21 protein-coding genes are annotated in these 26,446 nt (G+C 27.4%); 4 read left to right on the top strand and 17 right to left on the bottom strand.

Annotation, left to right across the window (positions count from 1 at the left end; genetic code table 4):
• Window positions 1–62: 62 nt before the first annotated feature.
• The 9 genes from EXC34_RS02365 to EXC34_RS02325 all read right to left on the bottom strand — a co-directional run bounded on the left by EXC34_RS02365 (window position 63) and on the right by EXC34_RS02325 (window position 13,458).
• On the bottom strand, window positions 63–899 hold the full coding sequence (locus tag EXC34_RS02365) for a hypothetical protein (RefSeq protein WP_129687762.1): 837 nt from the start codon (window positions 897–899) through the stop codon (window positions 63–65).
• Window positions 900–1,224: 325 nt separating this feature from the next.
• Window positions 1,225–1,611, bottom strand: coding sequence for a hypothetical protein (locus tag EXC34_RS02360; protein ID WP_129687761.1), 387 nt, complete (start codon window positions 1,609–1,611; stop codon window positions 1,225–1,227).
• Between the two features lie 294 nt (window positions 1,612–1,905).
• A complete protein-coding gene (locus tag EXC34_RS02355; protein WP_129687760.1) occupies window positions 1,906–2,196 on the bottom strand; it encodes a hypothetical protein in 291 nt (96 codons plus the stop codon).
• A gap of 327 nt (window positions 2,197–2,523) precedes the next feature.
• A complete protein-coding gene (locus EXC34_RS03780; protein WP_408634015.1) occupies window positions 2,524–3,534 on the bottom strand; it encodes a hypothetical protein in 1,011 nt (336 codons plus the stop codon).
• Between the two features lie 503 nt (window positions 3,535–4,037).
• Window positions 4,038–5,258: an ICP22 family protein gene (locus EXC34_RS02345; RefSeq protein WP_129687758.1), complete on the bottom strand. Its 1,221-nt coding sequence runs from the start codon at window positions 5,256–5,258 to the stop codon at window positions 4,038–4,040.
• Window positions 5,259–5,613: 355 nt separating this feature from the next.
• Entirely contained in the window at window positions 5,614–6,342 is a 729-nt protein-coding gene (locus tag EXC34_RS02340) for a hypothetical protein (protein ID WP_129687757.1), read from the bottom strand.
• A gap of 326 nt (window positions 6,343–6,668) precedes the next feature.
• Window positions 6,669–8,042 (bottom strand): hypothetical protein, encoded by a 1,374-nt coding sequence (locus EXC34_RS02335; RefSeq protein WP_129687756.1) that lies wholly within the window; start codon window positions 8,040–8,042, stop codon window positions 6,669–6,671.
• Between the two features lie 411 nt (window positions 8,043–8,453).
• Window positions 8,454–12,530: an Eco57I restriction-modification methylase domain-containing protein gene (locus EXC34_RS02330; RefSeq protein ID WP_129687755.1), complete on the bottom strand. Its 4,077-nt coding sequence runs from the start codon at window positions 12,528–12,530 to the stop codon at window positions 8,454–8,456.
• Window positions 12,523–13,458 (bottom strand): restriction endonuclease subunit M, encoded by a 936-nt coding sequence (locus tag EXC34_RS02325; protein ID WP_129687754.1) that lies wholly within the window; start codon window positions 13,456–13,458, stop codon window positions 12,523–12,525. Before EXC34_RS02325 ends, EXC34_RS02330 begins: the two co-directional genes overlap by 8 nt.
• Window positions 13,459–14,526: 1,068 nt before the next feature.
• On the opposite strand from EXC34_RS02325, the gene EXC34_RS02320 reads away from it, so the two are divergent.
• From EXC34_RS02320 to EXC34_RS02305, 4 genes are all read left to right on the top strand, one after another.
• Window positions 14,527–15,651 carry a variable surface lipoprotein gene (locus tag EXC34_RS02320; protein ID WP_129687753.1) on the top strand — a complete coding sequence of 375 codons (1,125 nt, stop codon included), beginning with the start codon at window positions 14,527–14,529 and terminating at the stop codon, window positions 15,649–15,651.
• Between the two features lie 235 nt (window positions 15,652–15,886).
• Window positions 15,887–16,711 carry a variable surface lipoprotein gene (locus EXC34_RS02315; RefSeq protein ID WP_129687752.1) on the top strand — a complete coding sequence of 275 codons (825 nt, stop codon included), beginning with the start codon at window positions 15,887–15,889 and terminating at the stop codon, window positions 16,709–16,711.
• Between the two features lie 145 nt (window positions 16,712–16,856).
• The gene (locus tag EXC34_RS02310) at window positions 16,857–17,924 is read left to right on the top strand and encodes a hypothetical protein (RefSeq protein ID WP_129687751.1); all 1,068 of its coding nucleotides are present in this window, start codon (window positions 16,857–16,859) and stop codon (window positions 17,922–17,924) included.
• Between the two features lie 54 nt (window positions 17,925–17,978).
• The gene (locus EXC34_RS02305; RefSeq protein ID WP_129687750.1) at window positions 17,979–18,389 is read left to right on the top strand and encodes a hypothetical protein; all 411 of its coding nucleotides are present in this window, start codon (window positions 17,979–17,981) and stop codon (window positions 18,387–18,389) included.
• Between the two features lie 12 nt (window positions 18,390–18,401).
• Here EXC34_RS02305 and EXC34_RS02300 read toward each other — a convergent pair whose 3' ends face one another.
• The 8 genes from EXC34_RS02300 to EXC34_RS02265 are packed head-to-tail and all read right to left on the bottom strand — an operon-like array spanning window position 18,402 to window position 26,404.
• Complete coding sequence (locus EXC34_RS02300; RefSeq protein WP_129687749.1) at window positions 18,402–18,791, bottom strand: hypothetical protein; 390 nt, start codon at window positions 18,789–18,791, stop codon at window positions 18,402–18,404.
• A gap of 27 nt (window positions 18,792–18,818) precedes the next feature.
• A complete protein-coding gene (locus EXC34_RS02295; RefSeq protein WP_129687748.1) occupies window positions 18,819–19,865 on the bottom strand; it encodes a ZIP family metal transporter in 1,047 nt (348 codons plus the stop codon).
• The gene (locus EXC34_RS02290) at window positions 19,858–20,421 is read right to left on the bottom strand and encodes a hypothetical protein (RefSeq protein ID WP_129687747.1); all 564 of its coding nucleotides are present in this window, start codon (window positions 20,419–20,421) and stop codon (window positions 19,858–19,860) included. Before EXC34_RS02290 ends, EXC34_RS02295 begins: the two co-directional genes overlap by 8 nt.
• Window positions 20,405–21,784, bottom strand: a complete 1,380-nt coding sequence (locus tag EXC34_RS02285) for an MAG3240 family lipoprotein (RefSeq protein ID WP_129687746.1) — start codon at window positions 21,782–21,784, stop codon at window positions 20,405–20,407. The genes EXC34_RS02290 and EXC34_RS02285 overlap by 17 nt, the downstream gene beginning before the upstream one ends.
• Complete coding sequence (locus EXC34_RS02280) at window positions 21,760–22,314, bottom strand: hypothetical protein (protein ID WP_129687745.1); 555 nt, start codon at window positions 22,312–22,314, stop codon at window positions 21,760–21,762. The genes EXC34_RS02285 and EXC34_RS02280 overlap by 25 nt, the downstream gene beginning before the upstream one ends.
• Entirely contained in the window at window positions 22,307–24,424 is a 2,118-nt protein-coding gene (locus EXC34_RS02275; protein ID WP_129687744.1) for an OppA family ABC transporter substrate-binding lipoprotein, read from the bottom strand. The genes EXC34_RS02280 and EXC34_RS02275 overlap by 8 nt, the downstream gene beginning before the upstream one ends.
• Entirely contained in the window at window positions 24,417–25,505 is a 1,089-nt protein-coding gene (locus EXC34_RS02270) for a hypothetical protein (protein ID WP_129687743.1), read from the bottom strand. Before EXC34_RS02270 ends, EXC34_RS02275 begins: the two co-directional genes overlap by 8 nt.
• Window positions 25,481–26,404 (bottom strand): ABC transporter permease subunit, encoded by a 924-nt coding sequence (locus EXC34_RS02265; protein WP_129687742.1) that lies wholly within the window; start codon window positions 26,402–26,404, stop codon window positions 25,481–25,483. The genes EXC34_RS02270 and EXC34_RS02265 overlap by 25 nt, the downstream gene beginning before the upstream one ends.
• Window positions 26,405–26,446 lie beyond the last annotated feature (42 nt).

Below are 26,446 nucleotides of genomic sequence, written 5' to 3'. Positions count from 1 at the left end.
GATAAATACAAATAAAATACACCAATATAACATTGGTGTACTCTATATAAAATAATTAATTATTATTTGCTTGGTTTTTTCTCATATTTGACTGTTATTGGTTGTGCACTTTGTTTTAGTAAGTTCACACTTTGTTTATTGGGTTCATATACCTTAAATAGTACTCAATCACCTGCGGGACTACCAGTTTCTCCATATTTATCAAAGAGACGAGCACTAAACACTTCTAATGTAACATATTTATTATCTCTTGAAACTTCTTTAAATATACCAAGTTCTTGGTTGGGCCCATAAGCTTGGAATCAGTTTTCATCGTCTGATATACTTTCTTTTTTTAATTCAAGACCAAATTTAAATTTTTTATCTTTAATTATTGAATAATTTTCAATACTTGTTTTTATTTTTCAAACAAAAATTCCTGCGTCTTTTTCTCATTTAGATTCAACAACTAATCATTTATTTTTTAATTCTTGATCTTGGTTGAGTTGTTTATCTTTATAATATTCAGCCACTTTTTTATCATATTCATTAATTTTGTCTGCTTCTTCATCATAGTGACTTTTGATAGTTTTATTTATTTCTTGCTCTTCTCAGTATTTAGCTACTGCTTGATCATATTCATTGATTATTTGAGTTTCTTTGTCATATTCATTTTTGATTACTTCATTTATTTTTTTGAAGTCATTTTTACTTAATGTTTCAGAATTAGTTTGATTGTTTGTTTTGGGATTATTAATTGGTTTTGCAATATTTTGTATTTTAGTTAAAGATTGTGTCTTTTTATTTTCTTTATTTTCTTTTTCTTTGTTTTTAATTGTTACTACAACTGCTGCTGTTGTAACTCCTCCAACTGCTACAACTGATAGTGTACTTGCTAATATTATTTTTGTTTTTGACATTATTAATCTCCTTGAATAGATTTTAAATATCTACAAATTTTGCTTGCAGATACAATGAGTTTACAAAAAAAAAAAAAAAAAGAAATCAAGGTGAAAAAATCCGTAAATTTGCTCTATTTTGCGGAAAAAATATGATTTTTTCCATAATTTAAATAAGATACACACTCATATATTTACTAATTCATTAGTTTTTGAAAGCGCTTTAATTTAAGTTATTAAGATTTTAATAAAAACAAGAGAGTATGATTAATACCCCCCTGTTATTAATTACATTAATAATTGTCTATTTATATTTAAGAAAAAATGTAAAAATTTTATTTTTAATTTATTTGAAATTAAAAGTTACAGCTTCAGATTGTTTACTTAATAAATTATTAGCTTTATCCCCATTAATAAACAATCCTTTTAATGAAACTTTATTTTCTGGTCTATCTGGTAATGTGTCTTTTTGGAAGTAATATTCACCAGATAGCATAAATGAAACGGTTTTTCCATTACCAGATACTTTTGTAAAGTATGTATCATTTGAGCTAACACCAAATTTTCCTGCTTTGTATGATAAATCTTGATAACCTTTTATGTCATATAGCATCTCTATTGATTTAGATTTTTTTAAAATTTCAAAATTATCTTTAGTTGTCTCAAAGTAGTAATTTATGTATGCCTTTTCTTTTTTTGAATTATCTGCTCATTCAACTTCTGTTTTTTTCACTTCTAATTTTATTTGTGTCTCTACTTTATCATTAAGTTTTTTATCTGGTGTGGTAGTTCCACTATTAGTTTGTCCATTATTTGCTTGGTCTGCTTGCTCTTTATTAGTTTCCGGCCCTTCGGTTGGTTTAGTTATTGAGCCACTATTGTCTTTGCCATCACTAGCACTGCCATTAGTGCTTGGACCATCGCTTTGGGGTTGGTTATTTGGGCTTTCTACACTATTAGGTTGTTTATCCTTTTTAATTTTTTCTTCTCAGTATTTTGCTACATTATCATCGTATTCATTAATTATTTAAGTTTCTTTGTCATATTCATTTTTGATTGCTTCATTTATTTCTTTGAAGTCTTTTTTATTTGTTGTTTCAGGGTTGGTTTGATTGTCTGTTTTAGGATTATTAATTGGCTTAGCAATATTTTGGATTTTAGTTAATGGTTTAGTTTTTTTAGACTCTATTTGATTTGGTGTTTTTGGATCGGGTTTTTGTTTTTTATTTTTCACAGTAACTACAACTGCTGCGGTTGTAACTCCTCCAACTGCTAAAACTGATAGTGTACTAGCTAATATTATTTTTGTTTTTGACATTATTAATCTCCTTAATATTTTTTATAAATATCTACGAATCTTGTGCGCAGATACAATGAGTTTACAAAAAAAAAAAAAAAAAGAAATCAGGGAACAAAAACAGGCTAATTTGTTTAATTTTATGGAAAAATATTTAAATTTTCCATATATATTGCAATATAAGGATGAATGTTTAAAAAATAAAAGTTAATTTTAATCAAGAAAAAAAGTTAGTAGGAGTTCTCATATGTCTGCATATTAATTAGCACATATTAATAAATATAAATAAAATACACCAACATAATATTGGTGTACTCTATGTAAAATAATTAATTATTATTTACTCGGTTATTTCTCATATTTATATGTAATTGGCTGAGCACTTTCTTTTAGTAAGTTGATGCTTTGTTTGTCAGGCTCATAAACCTTAAATAGCACTCATTCACCTTCAGGTGTGCCGTTTTTTCCATCTTTACGGTAATAAGGAAGGCTAGATACTTCTAATGTGATATTTTTATTATCTCTTGTAATTTCTTTAAATATTCCAGGTTTTTGTTTGTCTCCATTAGGTTTGAATGAATTATCTTCATCTTCTATATTTGTTCCTTTTACTCTAAGACCAAATTTAAATTGTTTATCTTTAATTTGTGAATAATTTTCAATACTTGTTTTAATTTTTCAAGTGAAAACTCCATTTTCTTTATCTCATTTTGATTCAACAACTGATCATTTATTTTTTAATCCATCATCTTGTGTATCTGTAGTTTCAGCTTCTGTGCCAGCTGCTTCTGATTTACCTGCTTGTGCGCCACCTGATTCTGGGCCTTTGCCTGTTTCTGTCTTACCTGCTTGTGCGCTACCTTCGGTTCCAGAACCTTGTGAGCCAGCAGCTCCGGCATCTGTGCCACCTACTTTTGGATCTTTATCTGTTTCAGAACCTTTTTGATCTTGACTTGGTTTTGAGGTTTCAGAATCTTTTTTATCTTGATTTGGAGTTGAAACATTACCAGCTTCTGGTTCTTTGCCTGATTCTGCGTTCCCTGCTTGTCCTGGTGTTTCTTTACCAGTTGCACCACCAGCTGAGCTGCCACTAACACTTGGATTATCGCTTTGAATTGGTTCTGTAGGTTTTGCTGCATCCCCTGGTTTTTTGCCATCTCCATTAGTTGGATCGGTTGGTTTTGTAGTACCACCTGGTTGTGCATCATTGCCTGGTTTTTCTTTAGGTTCTTTAACCTCCGCAATTAAGTCTCTTTCTTTTTCACCTTCTTTAACAACAATTTTTGTAACTTTATATGTTTTGCCATCTTTTAGTGATGAAAAATCTACTGTTCCATCTTCTTTTACTTTTGTTTTAATTGTTTTTGATGCATTATTTTCAGTAAAAGTAACTGTTACATCTTGACCTTTAACAAGTAGTAATTTAGCACTTAATTCTTTTGTTTGTTCAGCATTTAAATCATATTCAAATTTTGAATCACTTGCTACTACAACTTGGTTTCCCTCATTTCCTTTTTTAGGGGTATCATTTTGTTTTTTTCTTTTTTGTGTAACAACAACTGCTGCTGTTGTTACACTAGCAACTGCTAATACTGATAGTGTACTTGCTAATATTATTTTTTGTTTTTGCCATATTAAACTCCTTAATATTTCATAAATATCTGCAATTTCGCGTGCAGATACTATGAGTTTACAAAAAAAAAAAAAAAAAAAGAAATAGGGGACAAAAAATGTGCAATTATGTTCATTTTTATGAAAAAATAGTTATTTTTTCCATAATTTGAGGCGCATAATTATCAAATTTTAAAAAAATAAAAAACACGCTAATCAATAGCGTGTGATACATTATTTAGATAATATTATTATTCATATTTTACTTGTATATCTTTTGATGGTTCGCTCAAGACATTATTTGATTTATTATTATCATAATATAAATTAATTAGTTTGTATGTTGTTTGGGGAGCGTTTGTTGCTTTATTATAGTAATAATTGGTTGACATAAAAACCACAACTCCATCATTTAAATTTGAAACTATAGCAACATTTTCATTACCAGATGTTCCAGTTTTGGCGGCATCTGTTTCAATATTTTGTCAATTACCCCCTAAATCAAATTCCATTTTTCATGATTTGGTTCTCATTTTTTCAAAATTTTCTTTAGTTGTTTTAAATCAAAAATTAATATAGCCAGTACTTTTGTCATATTGTTGCTGTACTATAGTTACTTTTTTAATTTCAGCTTCTTTTTCATCTGCTTGTGGGTTGCTTGACTCTGCACCACCTGTTTGTGGTTTACCTGACTCTGCACCACTTGTTTGTGGTTTACCTGCTTGTGCTCCTCCTGGTTGTGTGCCACCTGACTCTGCGCCATCTGCTTGTGGGTTTCCTGACTCTGCACCACTTGTTTGTGGTTTACCTGCTTGTGCTCCTCCTGGTTGCGTGCCACCTGATTCTGCACCACCTACTTGTGGGTTGCCTGATTCTGCGTTCCCTGCTTGTCCTGGTGTTTCTTTACCGGTTGCACCACCAGCTGAGCTGCCACTAACACTTGGATTATCGCTTTGAATTGGTTCTGTAGGTTTTGCTGCATCCCCTGGTTTTTTGCCATCTCCATTAGTTGGATCGGTTGGTTTTGTAGTACCACCTGGTTGTGCATCATTGCCTGGTTTTTCTTTAGGTTCTTTAACCTCCGCAATTAAGTCTCTTTCTTTTTCACCTTCTTTAACAACAATTTTTGTAACTTTATATGTTTTGCCATCTTTTAGTGATGAAAAATCTACTGTTCCATCTTCTTTTACTTTTGTTTTAATTGTTTTTGATGCATTATTTTCAGTCAAAGTAACTGTTACATCTTGACCTTTAACAAGTAGTAATTTAGCAGTCAATTCATTTGTTTGTTCAGCATTTAAATCATATTCTAATTTTGAATTAGCTGCTACTACAACTTGGTTTCCTTCATTTCCTTTTTTAGGGCTATCATCTTGTTTTCTTTTTTGTGTAACAACAACTGCAGCTGTTGTTACACTAGCGACTGCCAAAACTGATAGCGTACTTGCTAATATTATTTTTGTTTTTGCCATATTAAACTCCTTAATATTTCATAAATATCTGCAATTTTGCGTGCAGATACTATGAGTTTACAAAAAAAAAAAAAAAAGAAATCAGGGTTGAAAAATAGGCTAATTTGTTTATTTTTATGGAAAAATATTTAAATTTTCCATATTATCTTACTTGTTTGGTTGAATTTATGAATTAATATACATAAACCCTTATGGTAAAAAGCCTTATTTTGTAATCATAGTTGAAATGATGAAATAAGCTTAAATATGTTAAATAAAAAATCAAGCACAAATTTTGCACTTGAACTGACTATTTAATAATTGGGTACTTAAGATTAAAGTTTTTTATCCTTTTTAACTCGTGATATTTACATTCTTATGATTGCTTTGGATTTGTAATTACGGTATTTGATTTACTTTTTAACAGATTATTGTCATTACCTTTAATAAATAGACCTTTTAATGTTACTGGAAAATTCTCTTGAGGAACTTGACCTTTTACAAATCTAAATTCTCCAAATATTGTAAATGAAACTTTACCATCTTGTGAATTTTTAACTCTTGTGAATATTGTAGGATTTTTAGGATCATGTGTATATACTCCGGCTGAGTATTTTTCATCGGCATAACTTGTATTTGTGTATTCAAACAATAATTCAATATTTTTTTCATTAGCTTTTAGATAGTCAAAATTTTCTTTTGAAGTAGTAAATCTATAATCAATATATCCAGTGCCTTTATCTAACACCCCATTAGGTGCATCAAGTAGTATTTTAGTTGGTTTAGCTATTTCTTGAATTTTGGTTAAAGGCTGAGTTTTTTTAATAGGTTTAGCAATATCTTGGATTTTGGTTAAAGGCTGAGTTTTTTTAATAGGTTTAGCTATTTCTTGAATTTTGGTTAAAGGCTGAGTTTTTTTAATAGGTTTAGCAATATTTTGGATTTTAGTTAATGGTTTAGTTTTTTTAGACTCTATTTGATTTGGTGTTTTTGGATCGGGTTTTTGTTTTTTATTTTTCACAGTAACTACAACTGCTGCGGTTGTAACTCCTCCAACTGCTAAAACTGATAGTGTACTAGCTAATATTATTTTTGTTTTTGACATTATTAATCTCCTTAATATTTTTTATAAATATCTACGAATCTTGTGCGCAGATACAATGAGTTTACAAAAAAAAAAAAAAAAGAAATCAGGGAACAAAAACAGGCTAATTTGTTTAATTTTATGGAAAAATATTTAAATTTTCCATATATATTGCAATATAAGGATGAATGTTTAAAAAATAAAAGTTAATTTTAATCAAGAAAAAAAGTTAGTAGGAGTTCTCATATGTCTGCATATTAATTAGCACATATTAATAAATATAAATAAAATACACCAACATAATATTGGTGTACTCTATGTAAAATAATTAATTATTATTTACTCGGTTATTTCTCATATTTATATGTAATTGGCTGAGCACTTTCTTTTAGTAAGTTGATGCTTTGTTTGTCAGGCTCATAAACCTTAAATAGCACTCATTCACCTTCAGGTGTGCCGTTTTTTCCATCTTTACGGTAATAAGGAAGGCTAGATACTTCTAATGTGATATTTTTATTATCTCTTGTAATTTCTTTAAATATTCCAGGTTTTTGTTTGTCTCCATTAGGTTTGAATGAATTATCTTCATCTTCTATATTTGTTCCTTTTACTCTAAGACCAAATTTAAATTGTTTATCTTTAATTTGTGAATAATTTTCAATACTTGTTTTAATTTTTCAAGTGAAAACTCCATTTTCTTTATCTCATTTTGATTCAACAACTGATCATTTATTTTTTAATCCATCATCTTGTGTATCTGTAGTTTCAGCTTCTGTGCCAGCTGCTTCTGATTTACCTGCTTGTGCATTATCTGCTTGTGCGCCACCTGCGTCTGATTTACCTGCTTCTGGAGCTTTACCTGTTTCTGAGTTGCCAGCATGTGCATTATCTGCTTCTGCGCCGCCTGATTCTGGGCCTTTGCCTGTTTCTGTCTTACCTGCTTGTGCGCTACCTTCGGTTCCAGAACCTTGTGAGCCAGCAGCTCCGGCATCTGTGCCACCTACTTTTGGATCTTTATCTGTTTCAGAACCTTTTTGATCTTGACTTGGTTTTGAGGTTTCAGAATCTTTTTTATCTTGATTTGGAGTTGAAACATTACCAGCTTCTGGTTCTTTGCCTGATTCTGCGTTCCCTGCTTGTCCTGGTGTTTCTTTACCAGTTGCACCACCAGCTGAGCTGCCACTAACACTTGGATTATCGCTTTGAATTGGTTCTGTAGGTTTTGCTGCATCCCCTGGTTTTTTGCCATCTCCATTAGTTGGATCGGTTGGTTTTGTAGTACCACCTGGTTGTGCATCATTGCCTGGTTTTTCTTTAGGTTCTTTAACCTCCGCAATTAAGTCTCTTTCTTTTTCACCTTCTTTAACAACAATTTTTGTAACTTTATATGTTTTGCCATCTTTTAGTGATGAAAAATCTACTGTTCCATCTTCTTTTACTTTTGTTTTAATTGTTTTTGATGCATTATTTTCAGTCAAAGTAACTGTTACATCTTGACCTTTAACAAGTAGTAATTTACCAGTCAATTCATTTGTTTGTTCAGCATTTAAATCATATTCAAATTTTGAATTAGCTGCTACTACAACTTGGTTTCCTTCATTTCCTTTTTTAGGGCTATCATCTTGTTTTCTTTTTTGTGTAACAACAACTGCAGCTGTTGTTACACTAGCAACTGCTAAAACTGATAGCGTACCAGCTAATATTATTTTTGCTTTCGACATATTTAACTCCTTAATATTTCATAAATATCTGCTAAATTACGTGCAGATAGTAAGAGTTTACAAAAAAAAAAAAAAAAAGAAATCAGTGCTGAAAAACAGGCTAATTTGTTTAATTTTGCGGAAAAAATAAGATTTTTTCCACATTATCTCAATATGAAGGTGAATAATTAAAAAAATAAAATTATCATGCCGAGTTTTAACTGTTGATTCATTCTTAAATATGTAGTTTGAGCAAACATATTCACTTTAAACCACAACAAAAAAAGCCAACACCTTTGTGTTAACTTTTTTGTTCTAGTTTATTAATAGCTTATTTTATAAACTTTTTATTTTTAGATAGTGAATAAAAAAAGTTGTTTGACTAATGATTTCAATATATCATCATCTTAGTTCAACATTCTATTTTTCCTCCTACATATCCTTGATTGACTTTTTTATATGTTCTCTTTCTTCTATTGATAAGTTATATTTATCAAAAAGTTGTTCATCGATTTCTCCGATAGATTTTGTCCAATCAATATCAGATTTTTCTGTAAAATCTTGCATTGGAATCTTAGACCAAGTTTCTTTTGTTTTATTATTTTGAGTTGTCTTTTTTAACCCTAACATCAATCTTGCAAATTTTGATTTTATATATTTCAATAATGCTTCCGCTTCTTGTTCTGTATTAAATTTACCTAGCGAAATAAATGTTTGGGTGTACCCGATTACGGGGTACCCGATTACGGGGTACCCGATTACGGGTGTAGATAAAACTTCTCCTAATGCACCACTTCCATTTGCCGCAGGAACAAAAACCTTATAAAATTCAAAGTTATCATGTGGTTCAAGATATTTTTTATCCATCCACATATATGTTCTTTCGTTAGAAATTCTTCCATATATTTGAACTGAATTATTAAATTTATGCTCTTTGAATAATTCTTTATAATCTTTAAATGCTGATGATGTAATTCTCTTTTCTTTTTTTATAATATTCTCTAATTTAGGAAAATCATCAAAAACATTTTTAAGATTAAATTTATTTTGAACATACATAAGAGAACTAATATTATCCTCAAAATTGTTGCTTTTTATTTTAACTTTCTCATATATTTCTCTCAGAATATTACTTGAAATAAACATTTCTATTGGTTCATAAATAATATTTTTATTTCGAGATGTTATAGCAACACCGCCTTTTATATCAACATTTTCAAAAATATTTGTAGATTTAGTGGCATATCTCTCAACCTTAAAATGCTGATCGTTCAACATTTTATTATTCCAAATAGTAGGCGTAGAACCCACATTATTAAGAAATCTTGCAGGAGTAACAAAAACACATATATTGGAAATAGAATACCCCAATTCCATAAACAAATTGTATATCGAATCATCTCTATTTCTCGAAGAATTATTTTCTTGATATGGAGGATTACCTATTACTGCTGCAAAATTCACTTTTTTATCACCTACCTTTACTTCATCTTGTAATGTTATGTTACTAAATTTTTTATTTTGTTTTAATATCCCACTTATTTTCTCATAATCAACTTCATCTTTATCGTTTTTTACCTCAATCAAATCATATGCATTAAACATTGTTGCTATATTTTCAACATTTAACTCCAAAATTTCATAAAATCTTCTCGTAAATTCGTATGCAATAGATGATGTTGGAATAGAGTAAATAATATCCTTAACATCTTCATGTGAATACCCAAGTTCAGATGTCAATCTCTTATATAAAGCAACCGCGTATTCTCCAGATTTGCTTGCAATATCTAAAAGGTTATCTTGATTAGATACAATCTCTTTTAAACCCTCTTCAGGCAATAAACCAACCATTTCATCACACACCTTAAATGGTGTAATAACCTCTGATTCTGACATTCTTTTAAATTTTTTGATAGACGTCATTGCTCTTTCAATAGGCTCAATAGATTCATCGTATGCAAGCATTGAAATATTTTGTATCTTGTAATCAAGTCTGCTACGCTTAAATGGATCCATTGACTTGCTTATTTTTTCAATGATAGTTTTATCCAAAAACAAATTTTTAGATAATCTAATATTTTCATCTCTTTCAAGCACACTTAAAATATCATCAAGCGAAGCTACTTTATCCCTAGTCAAAAAAGAAAAGAACAAAATCCTCTGATAATATGTTTTAATCTGACCTTCTAATTTCTCTAATTCTTTATCGCTTTTTTCTTCGATATATTCATTATTCTCTGGTTTATCATGTTTTTGTTCAGATTTTTTGGCTTCATCAACTGGTTCATCAATATCAAGTTCATCACCTTCGCCTTGGTTTGGAACTATTGTGAGTCCTTGCTTAGAATTAAATTGAGCTTGCTGTTCAATCGCTTTTCTAATATCATCATCTTTTAAAATTGAAAAATCGATTGGTATATCTAAAACTTCATCTGATACGCTTCTTTTATTGTTGTATTCACTGATTGCCTCTAATATATTAGTTGCATCAACCTCTTTTATTTTATTATGATTCATCATAATAACTGGAGATATTCTTAATTCCTCAGCAATTCTTTCTTTTAATTTGCTATTTCCATTTTCTTCTGTATTTACGTTATAAATCAGAGACTTTTGTTCCTGCATTTTAAACAATCTATCTGGATCAAAATCAACAAGTAGTGTTTGTGGTTTTAGATTTTCTTTTATAACACCATTTGTGCTAGACAATGTTCTAACATATTGATTTTGTAACCTAAAAATAGCCTGGTCATATTCTTGTGGAGAAGAAGTATCTTTAAAATAAAGCATTGTATCCCATTGCTCAACAGTAGAACCAGTAAGCATTCTATTAACTGTTAATGTTATTGTCTTTTTATTTAAATTTTCACATTCTTTTATTTTATTTTTTATATCGCTTGGTTTTTTATAGCTACTTTTTGCATCAACACCAGAAATATTTATAATTTCGTACTCGCCAAGATTTTTGAAGTCATATTTTTTAGTGCTTAAAAGTTCTTCCATAGCATCACAAGATGCACAATACGGAAGCACCATTACCATGTGACGGCACATATTGCCATCTTTAATTTTGTCATAATCTAAAAAACTAAGTAAATTCTCATCTTCTTTGCTGCCATCTATAACCTGAAGCAAGTCTAATATTTCAGTTTCGTTTATGAATTTCTTATGTCCATTATTTACTGTATCTTTTTTTATTGACTCTGGCTCAAATAGTTTGGAAAAAGCAAATGTAACCCCGCTTCTTTTAAGAGCTTCCATTTTATCTCGTGATGATTTATTGGGATTAAATGCAAATCTAACCATTTGAGGAAAACCATAATATGGATTGTCCCATTCATTTATATCATCATTATTAAGATTATTTTTATCCCATTCTTCTTGCTCTTTAACTATATCCGAAAATTGTACAAAAGAAATAATATCTTCTTTTTCAAATTCGCTACCCATCAAGATACGATAAGGTGTTCCAGATAAGTGTAGTCTAATTTTGGCATTAAGTTTCTTAATTTCTATTTCAGCTTCAGCAACATCTACATTTTCATCTTCAAGTTTATTGATATTCCCTTCATCCGCCTTATCATAGCCAGCATTTTTTAAAATTTTTCCATATGATTGTGCTCTTGCTCCAAAATGGGTTTCGTCAATAATGAGTAAATCTATTAGTTCATTTAACACCTCTTTATGTTTATCTTTTATTTCAGAACCTTGCAGGTCTTGTAAAGTTAAAAATATTACAAGTTTTTTGTTTCTGTTTCTATTTTCTTTAATAACATTCTCATTAGAAGATAAATCATAGGCTTCTAGAAAAACATAATCAGAAAAGTTCCCGGCTTCTTCAACAGTTTTTTTTCATTCATCTTTTACATCAGCTTTTGCAGATACAATTAAGACTGTTTTTGCATCCATTTCTAAGGCGCAGCAAAGAGAGGTAAATGACTTTCCAAAACGCATAACTGCATATATCAATAAATTTTTTCTGCCATTATTTATTGCATTTCTAAAATTTTTTACAGTCATAGCTTGATTTGGTCTTAAAATCCAGTTTTCACCTCTTTGATAATGATACCTTTCGGGCAATCTACTATTAGAACTATAATATTCATATTTGCCTAAATTTGCATGATAGTTTTCTTTTATATCTTTAATAGCATTATTAATATCTTCTATTTCTGTTTCTTTAAAAAATTCTCTACTGTAATAAATCCCATCTTCCAATTCTTCTGGTTTTAGTCTTTTCTTATTTAAATCATTTTCAAGGTATTGATGAATAGCATAATCTCTAAAATAAATTTCTCCATCAATAATAGCTTTATTCTCATATTGTTTTTCAAGATCGGGGAAAAATGCTCTTCACTCGTTTAATCTCTGTGATACTGGTCTATATGTGTCGCCAACCTTTAGATAATTTGGCACTGTATTTGTTGTAAAAGCATATATATGTGGATCTACACGTCCTATTATAATTCTATCAAGCACATCTATTGCTTCTATTTTTGTTTTATCCATTTTTGCTACCTTTGTTTACTAAATCTTGGAATGTATGAATTTTATTTGCTCTCCAATCTTTAATGATACATAAGCTGTTCTTTGTTTTTTCTTGTACATCAAATATTTCTAACTGCTGAGATGGTTTCATATCTTCTTCATAAGGAATTTTAAAAGTAAGACCATCCATCTGCCATATATTTCATGAAATTATTTTTGCAATATTGATTAGTTCTGTTTCGGTTGGCTGTCTATTTAGACTTTCTTCCATATATTCACAATATGAAATAAGTAGATTTTCTCTTGCGATAAGAAGGCTATCTCCTTGAAATTCAAATCCATATATACTTTGGAACGCTCTTTCAGATCATTTAAGCCATTCTTCCTCAGTAGAAGTATTTTCGGCTACAATTCTCATTTTCCTATCAAGCATACCTATTCTATCTTTCAGCTCAAATGCTTTTCCAGTAACTGTATCATATCTACTAACTAAATATGGAGCTTCTCCACAAGTAATCTCAAGTCTTCTCTCGTCAACATAATTTTGCCAAGTTTTATTTTTTTTATCTGGGAATTTGATTTTTTCTATATTCGTTTCCCAACCTTTTTCAATTTCTCTATTAAATATATTTTCGCTCTCAAACCAAGCATTATCTACAAGATTATTTTGTGCATTACAAACCCAGCTAGGTGTAAAAACTTCAGCTTTGACTTTTGTTCTATTACCCTGTTTTTCTTTTGTCTTTAATATCCTAGGTTTAATCACGCCTAAATTTTCTCCGATTATAGATTCAAATAAAATTTGATAGTGTGAATTATATTTTTCCCCTAGTGAAATATAATCATTTGTTCCCCAAATTATATTTCTATTTGTTGTTCTATCAATTAGAAGGGTTTTAAGAACTTTTTCGCTCCATTTACCTTCATCTACATCTATTGTAAATGCCATTTATTCACCTTCCTTTATCTTTTTCATATAAACTATATCACCTATATCTGTTCCAAGTTCTTAGCAGATTTTTCTGATAATCGTAAGTGATACAGCTCTTTATTAACCATCTTTTGAGATTGTATTAGGCGATACCCCTCGTTTTATCAATTCAGTTTTCCCTACATATTCTTATCAAGAAGAGTCTCCAAAGTCCATTGTAATTGAATTTCATTTTTCTTTTCCTTGCTTAATATATGTGGATTTTTATAATATTAATATATCATATTAAGAATAATATTTCTATTAGGAACAAGTTTTTAAGTTTATTATCATATAAATTATAGTCATTATATATTCAATTATTACAACAAAAATGCTGGCACAGTCCATGGCGCATACCGACAAATTCTTATCTTTTGACTTCTTAATTATTTGCCATATTACTATCATAACTAATCTTATCTTTAAATTTTATAATAGCATCTAAGGTTGATTCTTTCTTATTTTCGGCATTTTTTAACTTATTATTTTAGCTTATATCCATAGGTTAAAATATTTACAAATTTACTCATTTTATCTTGACCATTTAACAATGCTTAAGTTAACTTTGATTTTTTTATATTTGTCTTCTACTTTTTTCTTTTAACATATATACTATATTTTTATATACTCACTTAGCTCAATTTTTTTCCTTTTCTTTAATGGTGCGACTATTTAAAAGTTCATTTATCTTATAATAAGACTCATATTTAAAAATTCATTGTCCTATTCTCTTTTTTAAAATGTTTATATTCATATTTTTCATTTGTTCGTAGATTTGTTTAATCATAATCATCTATTTAACCCGTAGTTAACTTAGTTCCTTTTTCCGCGTGTCTAATATTCACTTTTAACAGATAGCGAGCCCTTATTTTCTTTATTTACCTTATAAAGATCTTGGATTTGTAAAATTAAAATTTAAACAAATTTGGTTGAGAAAATACTCTAAATTTCCATCTTTAAGTGATTTTTTAACTATATGTTTGCCATATATATATATATATATATATATATATATATAATGTTTACACTTGATAAAGGAGAATCATGAAAAAATCACTTAAAAAATTATTTATTTTTGGCTCATTATCGCCAGTATCATTATTACCACTTATTGCTTTTTCTTGTGCGAAATCAGAGAAAAAGCAAGATGATAAATTAAATGCTACAAACATTCCAAATCCAACACCAGGGCAACAAATTAAAGCTAAAACTACATTTGAAGTTAAGTTAAACACTGATGAAAATATAGAACTTAAAGCTAGGTTAAAAGATTTAGTTAGTCAATTAACTGCAGCATCTCAATCAAATGATGATTTTGTAAATGTATCTGTAAATTTTTCAGGCAAAAGTTTGTCTAAAAAATTTACAAAAGATGAATTCTTGCAAAATATATTTAATAAAGTAGATAAATTCGACTTTACAAATCTTAAACCAGAGATTAGATCAGAAGAAATAAATGTGCAATTTGAAACTAATGATGATGCTAAGGAATTTGAAAAACTGCTGCAAAAAGAATTTAATAATTTTTATGTAACTGAAAATTGATTTACAAATCAACTTAAGGATGTTATTCATAAAGTAGGAACTAAAAATGCTAAAAGCAAGGGTGAAACATCACTTGAAGAAGCTAAAAAAGATAAAAAAGAAACTGAATATCAAGCAGCTGAAAAAATGATTTTAGACTTTTTAAAATCACAAAATGTAACTTTTGGAGATGGTATTAGAATTACTAAAATTAACCAAAATATTAAGCCTGCTTGGTCATTAAATGTTGAACTAACCAACACAAAAAACAATATCAAAACTAAAAATGTTAAATTAGACTTTAAAAAACCAGATAGAAATTGAAGTGAAGATGAAATTAAAGAGAAAAATAGAGTTAGAACAATTGGTACTAAACTAGCCAATCAACTTTCTGAATTATTTGATAATAGCATCATCGAAAATTTAGGTAAAACAATTTATTTAATGTTGCTAATTGACAATGAAAATGTAATTTCTAAGGATTTATCAGAAAAAATTTCTAAATTACTTGTTAATAATCTTAAAAAAGTCGAAAAATTTGCACTTTTAAAAATAAAATTCATTGACAAGGCAGCTAATAAATTAGTTAATAAAATTATTACTCCATTAGTAACAAAAATCGAAAATGCTGCAAAAAATAAATAATTATTAATATATTTTATCCCTATAAATTAGGGATTTTTTAGTCTTATTAATTTACTAATAAGCCTTATTTAAAAAAATAGAAATATAACTTATATTTAAAAGTTTTAATAATTGTGTGTTTATTGATATGAAAAAAATATGGAAATAATTATGAATTGTATAAATAAAGATATTTATTTTATATTAATAATTCAGCTAGTATATTATAACCTTATAAATTTTTCGAGGAGAGATAATGAAAAATAAAAGAATTTTAATTTTGGCAAGTGCAACTACATTTTTACCATTAGTGGCTATTTCATGCACTAAAACAAAAGAAGTAAAAAAAGTAGAAGAAGAAAATAAAAATAATAAAGTAATGAATCCCTCAGATCAACAAGGAGCTCAAAGTTCTAAACCAGGATCGCCAGATAAAAATGGTCAAAAAGACCAAAAGCCTAAACAAGGACAATCTGGGAATACAAATCAAGATGGTTTAACTAAACAAGGACAATCTGGGAATAATCAACAAGATGGTTCATCAGCAAATAATGCCGACAATGGCAGAGTGCAACAAGATGATCCTATGTCTGATCAAGAAACACCTAAAACTCAGCAAAATGATCAATTAACAGAAATAAAAGCAAAATACGAAAGTGAATATAAAGAAGCTAAATTGTTATTTTCTGACGAAGAATTAGACAAAGAGCAAATTACAGAATTAGAATCAATAAATAAAACTATTACTGACAATTCTACTGTTCAAGATTATGAAGCAGCGATAAAAAAAATAAATGAACTTTTAAGTAAAAATGACATACAAACAGATGAGAGAGATGCTAAAGAAAGACCTCTTGAAGAAGTAAAAAAAGAATATGAAATGTTATTGGAGGAAGCTGGAAGAATATTGGAAGGAGAAGATGGTAAAAAAGAATTAGAAGACCTGAAACGCATAAATGACCAAATTCCTTCAATCCCTCGTACATATGATTATGAAACTGCAATTGAAAAAATCAATAAGTTAATTGGAGATAATGAAGATGATGAAGATGCTGATGCTGAATCAGTTGAAACAAAATAATTCAAACAATAATAATCTAAGATATAAAACCGAATTGGTTTTTTATTTTACCAATTTGATTTCGAATGAATTGGTAAAATATTCATTATTTATTTAATAAAATAATTTTAAAAGTATAATAAAACAATTACGCAAAAGAGGTCATATGAAGTTAAATAAATTTTTATCAATATCAAGTATATTTATTGTTAGTGTATTTTCAATATCTTGTTCTAAAACAACTAATGATATTAAGGCTCCTGAGAAAACCAAACAACCTGGTAATGGTACTATTTCTAATCCTTCTAAAGGTTCTGGTGGCCAGAATGATGGGGGCAATAACTTGGATTCACAAAAAATTGAATTAAACAATCTAAAAGATATTTTGCTTCAAAGAATAAATCTTATTGAAAAGCACTATAAATCAATTAGTCTTGAGAAAGCAAATGATATTCTTGAATTGAAAAAAGAAATTAATGGTGCTGATAGTAAAAATAATCTAGAAGTTTTACGCAAGAAATTAATTGATACTTTTTTAGTTCCCTTAACAAAACAAGATTATCTTGAAATGTTAAATTACAGTAAAACTAATTTTGCAATCCAAGAAAAAAGAATTGGTGAAATCAATTTAGAAACAGAGCAAAAAGTAAAAGAATCAAAATATAATCAAGCCATAGTAGAAGCTTATAATCAAGGCAAGAATTCATTGATTAACTTCATCAAACCTTTATTTGACGAAAAAATTAAAAATGGAATGGATTTACCTGCAACTCCTGAATTACATAAAGCATCAAGAATTTTAGAACGTGAAATTTTTGATGACAAAAAATATGCATTAAATCAATGAGCACAAATATTTAAAGAAGCACAATATATCCTTAGAGTAATCGACAAAGAAGAATACAACAAGATTATTAAAATTAATAATGAGATTATAAATCTAGATGAAAATCAAATTAATCAGCATATTTGAAATATCAAAAAAAATTTTATCAAAAATATTGATAAATATCTTGAATACGACAAAAAATTAGAAGTTCTTATTGAAAAATTTAAGGAATTATTAGCAAAAATTGCTTCATATATTGAAAAAAATAAAGATGAAGAACTTAAAAAAACAATTGAAAATTTCGTTGCAAAAATGGACTCATCAGACTCAATTGAAGATAAACAAAAAGTTTTAGATGAATTAAAAGATTTTATAGAAAAAGACGCTCGTTTTAAAGAGAAATAAGAGCTAATTCACTTAATTTATAATATTCATTGTCTAATAGTATAAAATGTTAATATGAATAAATTAATTAAAAAAATTGCTACAGCGTCGTTAATCATTGTTTCATTGCTATTCATTTTAAACTTTATTGGAATAATTTTTATGGGAATTGAACTACAAAAATTCATTTTAGCAGCTGCTAATGGTCAACAACAATCATTAGCTTCTCTTTTATCAGAAATTTTGATGAGTATGGGAATTATCTACGTAATTATTATCCCTCTAGAAACAACACTTATAGTATTGATAATTATTTTATTAACCAGTAATATAAAAACAGTTCATAAAGTTTTAATTGGGTTAGGTATTTTAATAACTCTTTTAGCCTTGGTTGGTTTAATTGTCTTATTGATTGATATTAATAAAGAAGCCAAGATTTGTGCGCAAAATACGCAAAATTGTGAGAATAATAAAATGAGCTCGTAAAAGCTCATTTTATTAATCCTTTGAAGCGGTGTAAATATCATATGAAAGATGTTTGTTGAAACTAATAATATCTAGCGCAATGCTGTGTTTTTTAATTCTTTTTTCCATTGCTTCAAATTCTTCGTGTTTAAGGGTCTTGATTTTTTCTAATTTATAGATAAATGAATTGATTGCGATAATTAAAATTATTGCATATAAAGACAGAAAAGCAAAAACGCAAATAAATACAATGTAAATTATGTTGTAAATTTGCAGATTTTTAGCACCATGTGTAAAGTGGAAAAATTCAACCTTATTTACAATTAATGCCGTAAACAATAGTGTTATTGCACTACTAACCACTAACAAAACATAGTAAATAGAAACAAATTTTTTGTATTTTATATAGTTATTTTTATCCATAATTACCCTTTATAAACAAAGTATAAACTATTTTTTAAAAGCTGATATTGATTGGCCATGTTGATGGAAACAAAGTATTAAAATTGTGAATATAATTCCTAAAAATAACATTATGAATGTTGTAAACCATTTGCGTTTTTCCATATTATTGTGGTAAAACTCGGGTAGAAATTCCATTAGAGCAGTAAAGAGCATTACGCTACCTACGATTGCTAAAATCATTGCTTTTAGTCAAGCAACTGAATCAATAAATTTTGCTCCATAGATGCCAATAAATATAAATGGGATAATAAGTGCAAGTGCTCCTATTGAATTAAGCAATGCAAAAATTGGTTTTATACCCATTTCTCTTTGACGATAATAAAATACGATTTCTTCTGGTATTGTGTGTAATAAAAATGAAACAAAGAAGGCTACTGATATTGCATTAATATTTGGATTTGCAATCAAATTATGCAAACTAATTCCAATTAATAAGCCCTCAGGTATTCTGTGCCCTAATAAAAGCACTAATGCAGTTCATTTATTTTTTGATTTTGGAGCATTTGAATGTACGTCAGCTAAATCATTTGCATTTCAAATATGGTCTTTATGCTCGTGAGTGTGAGCAATTTCGCCATGATGATGTCCGTGTTCGTGATTATGAATAAAAATTGAGTTTTTTAACTTGTAATTTTTTTGAATAACTTTGTAAATAATTATTTTGATTACAAAAGCACTGATAATTCCCATTAATGCTCCACCCCCAACAACAAAAATGTTATATAAATAAATATTGCTTGCCGGAATATTTTCGCCTTTAAGTCCGCTACCAATGCTTGTTATTTCGATTGATTCTCTTAAATATCCAAAAGAACCTAAAATAATAAACATACCCGTTATGAATGAATAAAGATATATTGAAAACTCTTTTTTTGGTTTTTTGATTATAAAAGGAACAATGCTTGCAATTAAAATAGGTATCGATAATAAAATTACTGAAACAATTAGCGCCAAAATCGCTTTTGCACCTAAATCATTAATGTGAGGTTGAGATGTTAATCAATTGTAAAAATTGTTTAAATAATTATCCATTTTGGCCTCCAACCTTAATTTGCAACTCATGCTCAAAATAATATAAGGGCTGGTTTTTGTTGTTTTTATCAAAGTTTTTGCTTGCAAATTTTGCTTTTAGTCTCATAATATTGTTTTCAAATTTGAAATTTTCAATACTATCAATATGCATTTGGAAGTGAAGAACTTTTTCATGGTCTAAAAACACGTTTGGAATGTTTTCAATGTGAATATGATTGAATTGAGCATAGCCATCACCCCATCCTGAATGAGGCCTTAGTGCTGTAATTGAAATTATAAAGTGTTCATTAATTACTCGTTTTAAATCTTCAATTGTTTTAACATTTTTGATTTTTGGTGCAATAACATTATTTTGGAAATCAACACTATAATTATTCTTAAAATTAATTTTAATAGAATTTTTGTCAATATTTTTGTAGTTTTCTATATTGCCAAATGAATTAAAATCTCAATTTCCTTGATGAATATTATAAGAACCATCTAAAAAACATGAGCTAGCAATAAGTGTGGGACTTAATGCCGCAATTGGCGCAAGTAATTTAATTATTTTTTTCATTTTCTCCTCCCCACAAGAAATAATCTATTACATTGTTTTGGTCTTTTAATTTGATTGAATCATTTTCCAATAAATATTTTAGTGTTAATTCTTGAATGTTTTGTTTTTTGATTTGTTCATTAATTTTAGTGTAATTTGTGCCTTTAAAACCATATCATTTTATTATTTTTTTGCGATTTTCATCGCTAAGAAGTGATTTTTTGTTTTTATCAAGAAAATCTACCCGGATATTTAAAACTCCGGGTTCATCACCTACTCCAAGATATTTTATCTCAATGTCATAAAGCAGATTTGTTTTGTCTTTTTCATCGGCTACTAAATATTTGAATACGTCACTTCCAAGTTTTGTTTTTAATTGTTCGTGTAATTTTGTGTTATTTATTGCCAAATGTGCTTCATAGTTTGCCATTATTTTATTGTCGAATATTGATAGGTTCGAATTTATCTTATACAATTGTAAAGACAATAGTTTTAGTAAAATTTTTTCATAAAATTCATTAGCACCTATAACCTTATTTGGTAAGGTTTTTTCATTATAATTCACACCTGAAATTCAACCATAAGTTTCTTGGTCAAATCAGTTAAGATCCGGTGTTATTTTATATTTCGAAAATGTGTGATAGTGTGAGTTAATGTCAATTGAATATCATTTATAAACTTTTTTTGATAAATCTCTTTTTGTTACTTCGATATCAAACTCAATTAGCGAAAGAGTATTGTTTAAGTATTTTTTATTGATTTTTTTGTTTATTATTTTGTACTCTAAATCAATGTTTTTTCTATGCTCTGGCACTACTAATTCAAAATATTTTTGATCATTATTTAAAAATCACAAAAATGCCCTTGCTGTAAGTTTTTCATATGGGTATGTTGGATTAACATATGCTTCATATTGGTCTGCGTTTATTGCTAATTTATTTTTGTACATTAAAATTGTTTGGTCGCCAAAATAGACATTTGCATACTCATTAAATAACAATTCATCATCATCAATGTTTAATGTGTTATTGAAGTCAATAACAGAATTGTAATTTTTAAATAAGGATGAATTATATTTTGCAACATTGTCTAATTCAGTTTTAATTAAGTATTGATTTTGGTTTTTGCCTAATAGATAATGTTGGTTGCGATATTTTTCTGATATTAAGCTTTTACCGTCTTTATCTTGTAGGTCTATTTTTATAATTATTGCACTTTTAAATTTTCCATTTTCAATTGATTCTATGTGTTTAATGGGAAAAATTTTAACTCTATCAATTTGAGGCAATTGCCCAAAATCATATCTTAGTAATTCTAATTTAATGTAGTTTTCTCAATGCTTTATTTGTTCAATATTTTTTACATTGTTTTCGCCCTTAATCATTTAGGCGGTATAAAATTTGGATTTAAAATATTAAAACTATCATTTAATTCACTACTAAATAATCTTGAAAAAATACTGTTTAAGTCAATATATTCTCCACCATTGGGATTTTGAAAATCAAAATCATTTTTCTCAAATAAAAATTCATAATTATTAATAGTTGAAGGTTTATTATTTACAATAAAATAATTTTGGCTCGGGTGTTTATGAATTCCTAATCTAGGTAAAAAATGAAATTTATCAATAACTTTTGAGGCAAAAACAGTGTTTTTGCTATTTTTAATTTTTATATCATTCTCTAAAAATTCAATATCTATTTTAGATGTTGGGTTGGATTTATCGATAAAAATTGGTTGATAATTTTCATTTATAAATTTCAATTGGTCTTTTGAAAAAACATCAAAAATATTTTCATTAGCTGTTAATTTATGTGTAATTTTGGAATTTATTTCAAATTGATTTTTAACGCAAGAAGCAGCTAAAAAGCAAGGACTAGTTAATAAAATTGAGCCAAGTCAAAATTTATTCATTTTTGCCCTCCATTTTTATGTCTTCAAAATATATTAAGTTATCTTCTCTTGTTGGTTTAATTATTCATGGTTGAATTAATTCATATTTAAAACTATCTAAATCAATATTTGAGCTTAAATTATAAGGTGATGAGTATAAAAGTTTTATTTCGTTGATTAATTTTATTATTTCAAAGTATGAAAATTTATTGTGTAATTTTATTGAAAATTCACCCATTTTTTCAAAAAAATGTTTGTCATTTATGTTCACTATAATTTTATTTTGCTCAATAAATTTAATTAATAGCTGTTTAGTTTTGTTAAGTATTTTATATTGCGAAACATCAGAATTAGTTAAAGCATTAATAAGATTGTTATTGCTTGTTAATAATAATTTATTAATATATTCAATTGTGTTATTTGTGGAGTAGTTTGAAAAGTTGTAATATTTTTTCGCTATTTCACTATCAATATCAACAATATTAACTTGTAAATTTTGGTTTATTTCATTGAAAATTTTGTTTAATTTTTCAATAATTCTTGTGTCTAAAGATTCAAGTTTTAGCGGTAATATAAAATTAATTTTTTTATTCTTTATATTAGGGTTTTCCTTGTAAAAATCATCAATTATATTGGCTATATTTTTACTAATCGATTCAAAATGTATTGATTTTAGTTGTTTATCTACATTTAAAAATGATTCAGCATTGTAATAATTTTTCTTTAGATCCTGCGGATAAAATTCAATATTTTTTGTTAAATTTATTTGACCTTTGCTCACATGATCATTTGCATCAATAACTTTAAGATAATTTGTGTTTTGGGCATTAGATATTATCGCGTTTGGAGATATAAAATTATCGTAATAATTAGTTTTATTAGCAATAAAATTCAATGTATATTTGTTTATTATTTGCGTTATATTGTTTCTAAAATCAATATTATTTTGCGAATAAAATTGACTTATTTGGCCATTTTTATCTTTATTTTTACCATACATCATTATTTCAAAAACGTTATTTATATCAGGTTCATCAATAAAATCTTTGAACATAATTGTATTCACTATATTATTTGAAAAGTTCTGTACAACAGATAATTTTATGCCTTTATTTGAGTTAAAATCTCGAATTAATTGTTTTTGCTGAACATCACTAAAATCATCTAATAGATTGCTAGAAACAAGTCCTTGATGATATTCATTTAATAAGTGTTTTGCATGTGTTGGTTTATCAACTTTACCAGCTGAATTATATTTAATTAAAACACTTTGAATATCATTAGTATTATTAACAGATTTATATAATGTGTGTTTAAGGTCATTTTTAACTAAATAATATTCAGAATAGTTGAATTTATCGCTATAAGCAGAAAAAATCTTATTGTTAATAATTAAATCTAAAAATAATTCAGCTTTAAAATTATCATTTAATTTGATTTCAAAATATGAATTATTTTCATGTGTTTTGAAATCCATTTTTTCAATTCCAAATGCCTTTAATTCATTTGTTTGTTGAGAAGATAAATTTGCTGTTTCAATTGATTTTTCAATATCTTTCGCATTAATTAAAATATTAGTTTTTTTATCTTTATCATATCAGTAAATATTGTTTTTAACTTTAAAACGAATTAGTTTACTGCTTGCAAGTTTTTGGTTAAAAAATGAAGAATTTATTGAAATATGGTTATTTGTTTGAATTTGATAAATCGGGTTTTTATAACCTCTATTAATGTCAGGGTGAATAAAATCGCTTACATTATTTATTTGAGAATCTTCATCAGTGTTAAAAATATGAGTTGAATTTTGTTCATCTACTAGATGGATTTCATCAATAATGCCAAATTTAAGGAATTTTGCACTAACTCCATTTTTATAGAAATAGTTATTCAAGTAGTCATATTTTGTTTCGTTTTTATACTTATATCTTAATAAATAGTTTCCGGTTAAAGTGTCATGATGTGTTTTTCTTAGTTCGTAAACGCCTGAAACTTTTGACAAATTGTTAAAAGTTTCATTTTGATTATTTACTTCGATTACATATGTTTTTTTGTCAACTTTATATAGTGACGAGCATGAACTGCAAACCAATGCAAGAGGTAAAGTTGAGCAAAAAAGTAATTTTTTAAACATTTTGCCCCCTTATATTTGTGTATGCCGAGCTTAATGAATATGATATTGTTTTAAGTGCATAAATTGTTGCGGATATGTACACAAATATTGTTAAAAGATAGCTTGGATTTTTATCAAACAGTTGTAATGATTCATTTAATATCAAACCTAGCGAAATATTAGTGTTATCGATATTAAATATTGCTAGTGCTGAGTATGAAATAAGCATTAATGATATTTGCTCTATTGCAAAAATAAGTTGACTAAAAAATACTGGTTTTATTAAATCTTTTGTAAATATATTTCACTTGCTAAATCCAAGAGATTTATCAACGTTTATATACTCATTTTTTAATATTTCGCCAGATATTTGATAAGCATTTATATACATAAATAAAGATGACAAAATGCTATAAGATATTATGAAATTTAATATGCTAAATTTCATTGTTAAATTAATTATTAATGCAAATAATAAATAGGGCAATAAAGCGAATATAGATATTCATTTCTCTATTGATTTGGACAAATCTTTCTGCAAATATATTGCCGAAATTGGCGCAAAAATCATTGAAAAAAGTAAAGCAAATAATATTGAGAAAAAACAAATTATAAATGAATCAAATAGAACTTTTATTACCCTTGCATAGATATCAATCCCACTTGAATTAGTTCCTAATAAATGAAGGGAATTATCATTCAAAATTCCATATGCATTGAATAAAACTCAATAAGAATTTGAGTCATAGTTTTGATTATTTATTTTGCTAATTTCAATGTAATTTGGGTATTTTTGTTTTAGCACTGTAAAAACATTTAACTCTTCACCTTCGGGAAGCGTAATAGACTTAAGTGGGGCTAAAGATGAGGGTAATTCATAGTTTATACTATATGCATCATTGATGCTTTGGTTGAAACTTTGCGAGTAAAAAAGTTTAGAAACAATAAGTAAAACAAAAAGCAAAACTAAAATTACTATTGCAACTATCATTCACTTATTAGCAAAAACTCTTTGTCAATAACGTTTTGCAGAAGATTTTATCTGTGTTAATTGAGCAAGGGGTTGTTTTTTTGAGGCTATTTTGAATAATTTTTTATCCATTTTAACCTCCTTAAATAAATATTTCTTTGCTTTTTGTTTATGTCAAATATAAATATTGCCAATTCACTTGCGGATTTAATCATAATTATGCTAACTATATTTAACAAAATTGAATACATTAGCAAATTAAAGTATTTTTCTTGCTTTAAATATTGGAATATAAATGACTGACCTGGTATATAGAAAAATCTTTCAATAACTAATACTAGTGTTAACAAGTATGAGTAAATTAATACAATTTTTTCAATGAATTTTGACAATCAATTTCTAATTAGAATTGTTCAAAATATTTTTTTATAGCTTAATCCATTTGCTTTAGCTCACAAATAATATTCACTCTTGACAATATCGTAAATAATTGGATAATTTATTGAAATAATTAAAGGTAAAACAAGTAAGCAAAGAATTAAAATTGGAGTCAATAAAGATAAAATAGTATTAAATAAATTGCCATAAAAAGTGTCAATGTAAACGGAAGGCAGAAATAAATATTTATTAATTATGACTAACAAAGGCGCAATAATGAAAATTGGCATTGCACTTAAAAATGTTAGTGCTGCATTTAACGTTTTAAACACTTTATTGTTTGATTTTGCTAAATTATAGGCAATAGCAAAACCTATTACAAGACTTAATATTAATACAATAATCAATATTGCAAAAGTTGTGTAAAAATACGGATTGAATATTGCGGAAACACTAATTTGTGAATTTAATTCTACATTGCCATAATTAAATATTAATATTTTGCCAATATATTCAAAACTATATTGAATACGAAAATTTTGTACTAAGTTAAAACCTAGTGCAAAATGAATTAGAAATATTGAAATTAATATTAGGCAAAAATTTATTAATATGTTTTTTAATAAATATTCTATGTAATTAAAAAATTTCATTCACAATCTTTCTACATAAATATATATAGTTAAAGTATATAT

The sequence above is a fragment of the Mycoplasmopsis bovigenitalium genome (genome assembly GCF_900660525.1).
GTDB classification, from domain to species: domain Bacteria; phylum Bacillota_I; class Bacilli_A; order Mycoplasmatales; family Metamycoplasmataceae; genus Mycoplasmopsis; species Mycoplasmopsis bovigenitalium.
This window is presented reverse-complemented; position numbering and strand designations above follow the sequence as displayed.